The sequence below is a fragment of the Kitasatospora sp. NPDC056800 genome (genome assembly GCF_042789775.1).
Classification (GTDB): Bacteria; Actinomycetota; Actinomycetes; order Streptomycetales; family Streptomycetaceae; genus Kitasatospora.
Map to the genome: position 1 here is coordinate 22,438 of NZ_JBHUAL010000124.1, position 6,000 is coordinate 28,437.

At 68.7% G+C, this 6,000-nt stretch carries 6 protein-coding genes; all 6 read left to right on the forward strand.

The window, feature by feature from the left end:
• Window positions 1-328: 328 nt before the first annotated feature.
• The 6 genes from ACFRQN_RS24985 to ACFRQN_RS25010 all read left to right on the forward strand — a co-directional run bounded on the left by ACFRQN_RS24985 (window position 329) and on the right by ACFRQN_RS25010 (window position 5,946).
• Window positions 329-1,795 (forward strand): pyridoxal phosphate-dependent decarboxylase family protein, encoded by a 1,467-nt coding sequence (locus ACFRQN_RS24985; RefSeq protein ID WP_380742252.1) that lies wholly within the window; start codon window positions 329-331, stop codon window positions 1,793-1,795.
• 89 nt (window positions 1,796-1,884) lie between these two features.
• Window positions 1,885-3,444: a hypothetical protein gene (locus ACFRQN_RS24990; protein ID WP_380742254.1), complete on the forward strand. Its 1,560-nt coding sequence runs from the start codon at window positions 1,885-1,887 to the stop codon at window positions 3,442-3,444.
• A gap of 61 nt (window positions 3,445-3,505) precedes the next feature.
• Window positions 3,506-4,018, forward strand: coding sequence for a hypothetical protein (locus tag ACFRQN_RS24995; RefSeq protein ID WP_380742256.1), 513 nt, complete (start codon window positions 3,506-3,508; stop codon window positions 4,016-4,018).
• Window positions 4,019-4,046: 28 nt separating this feature from the next.
• Window positions 4,047-4,844 (forward strand): hypothetical protein, encoded by a 798-nt coding sequence (locus tag ACFRQN_RS25000; RefSeq protein WP_074000784.1) that lies wholly within the window; start codon window positions 4,047-4,049, stop codon window positions 4,842-4,844.
• Window positions 4,845-4,886: 42 nt separating this feature from the next.
• Window positions 4,887-5,324, forward strand: coding sequence for a hypothetical protein (locus ACFRQN_RS25005; RefSeq protein WP_074000783.1), 438 nt, complete (start codon window positions 4,887-4,889; stop codon window positions 5,322-5,324).
• A gap of 67 nt (window positions 5,325-5,391) precedes the next feature.
• Window positions 5,392-5,946: a hypothetical protein gene (locus tag ACFRQN_RS25010; RefSeq protein WP_049654908.1), complete on the forward strand. Its 555-nt coding sequence runs from the start codon at window positions 5,392-5,394 to the stop codon at window positions 5,944-5,946.
• The last annotated feature ends 54 nt before the right edge of the window (window positions 5,947-6,000 follow it).

Below are 6,000 nucleotides of genomic sequence, written 5' to 3' on the forward strand. Positions count from 1 at the left end.
GCAATGTTCGAAATGTGACAAGCCGCCCTGCCACTCTGGCCAGCAATAACACTGGATGTCACACACCGGAGTCGTCCGGCGACGGGCCGCAATCGAACGCCGATAAAAAACGAAGATTCACCCGTTGGAGTGACCCAGCTGGACATGCACCGTTCCGGAAAGGGAAAGTCTCGATGTCCTCAACAAGGGCCATTGGGGGGCTCCTATGGTGGAATCTCGCTCGAATCAGAAGACGATCGAGCAAAAAAGCGGAGTCGGATCGCTGCTCGGCGCTCAGAAGCCGAGTCGCTCCGCAACTCCCGGGGTCGGAAAACCGTGCGACGGCGGAATGCCGGCGGACACGTTCGACCCCGAGCTGTTCCGGGAGAATTCCGAGACGGTACTGAACCGGCTCGAAAGCCATCTGACCGATTCCTCGATCAGAGGGCTCGAACTCATCGACCCCGAAACGCTGACGCTGGCCGCCAGGGCCCTGATGACCTCCGAGCGCGAGAAGATCGCGGCCTTCGACGAGAAGCGGCTGGACGCGATCACCGACCTGTACATCAGGACGGGAATCCAGGTCCACTCGCCGGGGTACATGGGCCGGCAGTTCTCGGGCGTGGTGCCGCTGGGCGGGGTCGTCGACTTCGTCAGCTCGGTGGTCAACCAGCCGTCCTCGTTCTACGAGGCCGGCCAGCTGCCCAGCGTGGCGGAGCGCATCATGGCCGAGGAGCTGAACCGTTTCATCGGGTGGGAACCGGACTCCTTCGCCATGGTGACCACCTCGGGCGGGTCGCTGGCCAATCTGACCGCGCTGCTGGCGGCCAGGAACAAGATGTTCCCCGGCTTCTGGTCGGACGGCAGTCCGTCGGGGGACGGCCTGCCCCGCCCGGCCATCGCGGTCGGCGCGGACGTGCACTACAGCGTCTCGCGGGCGGCCGGGATCCTGGGGATCGGCGAGTCGCAGATCGTCCGCCTGCCGATCAACGCGGAGCAGCAGATCTGCCTGGAGCAGGTGCGGCCCGCCCTGGCGGCGGCCGAGCAGCGGGGGCTGAAGGTGTTCGCCCTGGTCGCCTCGGCCGGCACCACCTCGGTCGGCGCCTTCGACCCGCTCGACGGACTCGCCGACATCGCCCGGGAAGCCGGCATCTGGCTGCACGTGGACGGCGCCCACGGCGCCAGCCTGCTGGTCTCCGACCGGCTCCGGCACAAGCTGCGGGGCATCGAGAAGGTCGACTCGGTGGCCTGGGACGCGCACAAGATGATGTTCGTCCCGGCGCCCTGCACGCTGCTGTTCTACCGGAACAAGGAGGACAGCCTCGGGGCCTTCCAGCAGCGCGCCAGCTACGTCTTCGACGAGGAGCCGGACCGCTACACCGAGCTCGACAGCGGAGCCCGGAACTTCGAGTGCACCAAGCGGCCCATGATCATGCCGCTGTGGACCCTCTGGTCCGTCTACGGCCCGGCCCTGTTCGCCGAGAAGATCGAGTACCTCTGCGACCTGACCGGGGAAATCCACCGGATTCTCCTGGACGAGCCGGATTTCGAGACGCTGCACCGCCCGGAGGCCAACATCCTGTGCTTCCGCTACCGACCGGCAGAACTTCCGGACGACGGCGTGCACCGCCTCCAGGTGGCGATCAGGAACCGGATCAAAATCCGGGGGAATTTCTTCATCTCCAAGGTGAACATCGACGGGGTGGCCGCCCTGCGCGTGGTGATGATGAACCACCAGATCACCGCCGAACACTTCCGGATGCTGCTCGGTGAGATCAGGCGGGTCGGTACCGACCTCCTGGCCGACGCCCGCTGAGGGCCGCCGAAGAACCGTGCCCGAACAATCCCTGCCGAACGAACGACGGCACCTGAACACGTGAACAACAGAAGGACGGGGAATTGACGATGAGTGCAGTGAGTGTCGCGCCCGACCGGCCGGCGGCACCCGGCGGCATCGACGAACTGGCGAGCTGGCTGATCCCCGAGTGGGAGCTGAATCCGGAGTCGGTCGACGCGGTGGAGAAGCTCCCCTCGTTCGCGAGCAAGCTCCGCGAGTGCGAGCGGGTCTGCCAGGCGCCGTACAGCGAGGTGTCGCACGAGCTCCAGGACGCCCTGGTGCTGCGCCGCCTGCAGCAGATGGTCAACACGGTGCGGCTCAACCCGCTCTGGCGCAGCCGCCTGTCGGGCGCCGGCGTCGACGCCGCCCCGCGGACGTACGAGGACTGGCAGCGGATCCCGCTGTCGGACAAGGAGACCCAGCGCGAGTTCTTCATGGGTTCGCGCCCGGGCATGGTGGTGCCGCTGGCGCGCGGCGGCTTCGAGATCGTGGCCAGCGGCGGCACCAGCGGCGGGAAGCCCCTGGAGTCGGTGTACTCGCTGCGGGAGCTGCGGGACACCTACGAGGTGGCCGGCCGCTTCATGGGCACCTACCAGCTCGCCAGGTACCTGCCCGGCACCGACCCCAAGTGGCTGTACACCACGCTGGCCGACTACCAGATGTGGAGCAGCGGCACCATGGTGGGCGGGGTGCTGGCCCAGGTGCCGGGGGTCAACTACATCGGCGCGGGGCCGGTCACCGCCCCGGTGCTGGAGCACATGTTCTCCTACCCCGGCCCGAAGGCGCTGATGGGGATCACCGCGGGCATCGCGATCCTCAGCGAGCTCGGCGCGGGCATGAGCCAGGAGGCCAAGGAGAGCTTCCGGGTGGCGCTGTACGGGAGCGGGGTGCTGCCGCAGCGCAAGCGGGCGGAGCTCAAGGCGATGTACCCGAACCTGTCGATCCTCAGCTACTTCGCCGCCACCCAGGCCGAGACCATCGGGCTGCAGCTGACGGAGGAGTCCCCCTTCCTGGCGGCCGTGCCCGGGCTGCACCTGGTGGAGATCGTCGACGAGAAGGGCCGCTGGGTCGCCGAGGGCGAGGAGGGCGAGCTGGTCGTCACCCGGCTGCACGGGCACGAGGCCCCGCTGCTGCGGCTGAAGCTGGGCGACCGGATGATCCGCCGCCCCCGGCTGGACGGGCCCGGGCTGAAGACCGGCCAGTTCGAGTTCGCCGGCCGCACCGGGGACATCCTGCACCTGAACGACAGCCAGTACTCGGCCCCGCGCGCGTACGAGGCGCTGCGGGACGACCTGCTCAAGGCCACCGCGATGGACCTGGACGTGGTGGCCCACGAGATCCAGTTCGTGAACCACCGCGAGGGCAAGACGATCACGCTGCTGGCCTCGGTCGACGACGTCGCCGGTCTGACGTACCGGATGGACGCCGCGCTCGGCCCGTACGGCGTCCAGCACGTCTTCGTCAACGCGCTGCCCCGCTCGCTCTCGCTGTTCAACCAGGGCGAGGCGAACCCCGCCTCGATCGAGAAGACCGGTTACCGGTTCCTGGTCAAGTTCGTGCCCCGGGCGTCCACGGAGATCGAGCGGACGTCGGTCGGCAAGGTGCCGCTGGTGCGCGACCGGGGCTGACCAAGCCGGCGGGGCGGTACGACCGCCGCTCCGGAACGTTGGTTCGAGGAATGGAGTGAGGATGAAACCGCAAGTGAACATCGCCGTCGTGGTGGACGTGATCGGCGCGCTCTCTGACAAGTCGCTGCTCAACGGCAACCTCTGCCTGATCGACGACGGGTCGTTCGACAGCAAGAACCAGGGGACGCCCGACCTGGTCACCGTGGTGGTCCCCGGCCAGGTGGTCCAGTGGTCCGCCCTGGCGGTGGACCTGCAGACGCCCGTCGAGATCCGGAGCATCAGCTTCGTGCCGGCGGACGGGACCGCGGGCGTGGACGCGTACGGCGTCGACCCCGCCGCCGTGGCCGGCTCCGCGGTCGAGGGCGTGGACGCCGGTGCGGCGGACGGCGCGGACGGCGCTGCGCCCGCCGACCACCGGGTGTCGGCCGGCCAGCTGGACCTCAACGTCTGGTCCGGCGTGGTCCCGCCGTACCTGGTGCCCGGGGTGCCGTACCGGTACCGGCTGGAGCTCCAGATGTACGAGGGCGAGCACAGCGTGCTGCACATCGACTCGCCCGCACTGATGTGCCTGTAGGCGGAACACCGACAAGGAGGGTGGGCGCATGGCCCAACAACTGGCGATCATCGTGCTCGTGGACGTCGGCAACGCGCTGGAGTCCCGGACGCTGACCGGCAACACCTATCTGTTCGACAACATGAAGCTCCACGGCTCCCTGAACCAGGGCACCGGCGAGCTGGTCACCGCGATCAACGGCAGCTACTGGAGCGACGGCTCGCAGGCCGGCGAGCAGGTGCTCAACTGGCTCCCGTACAGCCTCGGTTCGATCCCCCCGACGGTGCCCCGCGGCTACCACACCACCCGGGCGCGGGCGGCCGAGAAGGAGGCGCTGGCGGAGCTCGCGAACCTGAGCGAGAAGGCCGGGGTCGCGAACGGCGACACCGAGGCCGCGCTCACCCGGATCCGGCAGACCGTCGGCACCAGGGTCAACGGCGCCTCGCGCACCGCGGCCCTCTCCGGGCAGCGGGTCCTGGACGTCACCGGCCGGGTGGTATCCGACCACGGCCAGGACACCCACAGCTACCCGGCGCCGGTGATCACCGACATCTTCGGCGAGGCGGTGGACGAGAAGATCATCTACCCGGCCGAGTACGGCTCCCCGGACCTGGTCACCGACGGCTGGTACTGGTCGGCGACGATCGACACCTCCCGGCCCGGCACGTACAGCTACAAGATGCGGATCCAGCTCCACGAGCTGATCCAGCGGGCGGGCGAGTGGACCTGGGAGCCGGTCAACCTCACCTGCGAGTCGAAGCTCCGGATCACCGCGGAGCCCAAGCGGAACGGCTTCACCGGGGCGGGCGTGGGCTACCTGCCGATCGCCCCGGCCGCCTTCGGCTGAACCGCTGTCCCAGGAAGTCCCCGTAAGGACGAGGAGGAGTAGATGACCACCAAGCCACGGCTGAAGACCACGCCGAAGCGCCCGATCTCGATCACCGCGGTGGTGGACTGCGTGGGCATGCTGGCGTCCCAGAGCACCCACGGCCACCTGTACCTGTACGACACCAACAAGGCCGGCGGGTCCGCCGACTTCGGCACCGAGGAGCTGCGGACCAAGGTCAAGGCCGGCGACCAGCTGCTCTGGAACGTGCTGGCGCTCGAGTGCGAGGCCTACGTGGCCATCGACGGGATCGAGATCGACCACGAGGTGTGCGAGCCGGTCCGGAAGGTGTACCCGGGCACCGACGTCGCCTACTGGACCGGGACGGTGAAGAAGGACGCCGCGTCCCCCGTGCCGTACCGGATCCGGTTCCGGCTGGGCACCCAGGCCGAGCCGATCACCACCACCGTGTCGCCCGTCCTGGTCGGCCGGGCCACCTGACCGCTCCGCGCAACGGACGGCTCCGGGCGGGTGGACCGCCCGGAGCGGCGCGCTCGAAGGAGGAACCTTGACAACCACGGCAAGCAGCGCCACCGAGGGGAAGCAGAACCCCGGGCAGCTGAACTCGGTCCAGCTCAACGTCGTCACGCTCGTGAACATGGAGCGGGCCACGGCCAACCGCTCGCTGGGCGACGCGATGTACATGATGGACAACAGCGTCGGCGGGTCCGGCCAGGGCACCCGGCAGCTGGAGACGGTCTGCAAGCAGGGCCAGGTGATCAACTGGATCATCCGCCCGCTCGACATGGAGCGGCGGCTGGACGGCACCTGGCCGCCCATGCCCAAGATCAACAACATCGTGGTCCTCGACACCGAACTGGGTGACGAGGAGGACGTGGCCGAGCGGAAGCTCTTCACCGAGCTCAAGATCTACGGCATGCCCGACCGCATGCGCTCCCCGCTGACCCCGGTCTACTACTACTGGGCCGGCACCGTGCTCAGCACCGCCAAGCCCGGCCTGTACCGCTACCGGCTGGTCGTCGAGCTGGAGCAGGAGGGCACCAAGGAGAAGCTCTACCTCAACACGGTCGACCACCCCGCCCTGCGGGTCCTCGAGGTCTGACCCGGCCCCGGCGCCGACACCACGAGAGCCCGGTGCCCCCGACCATCCCGGTCG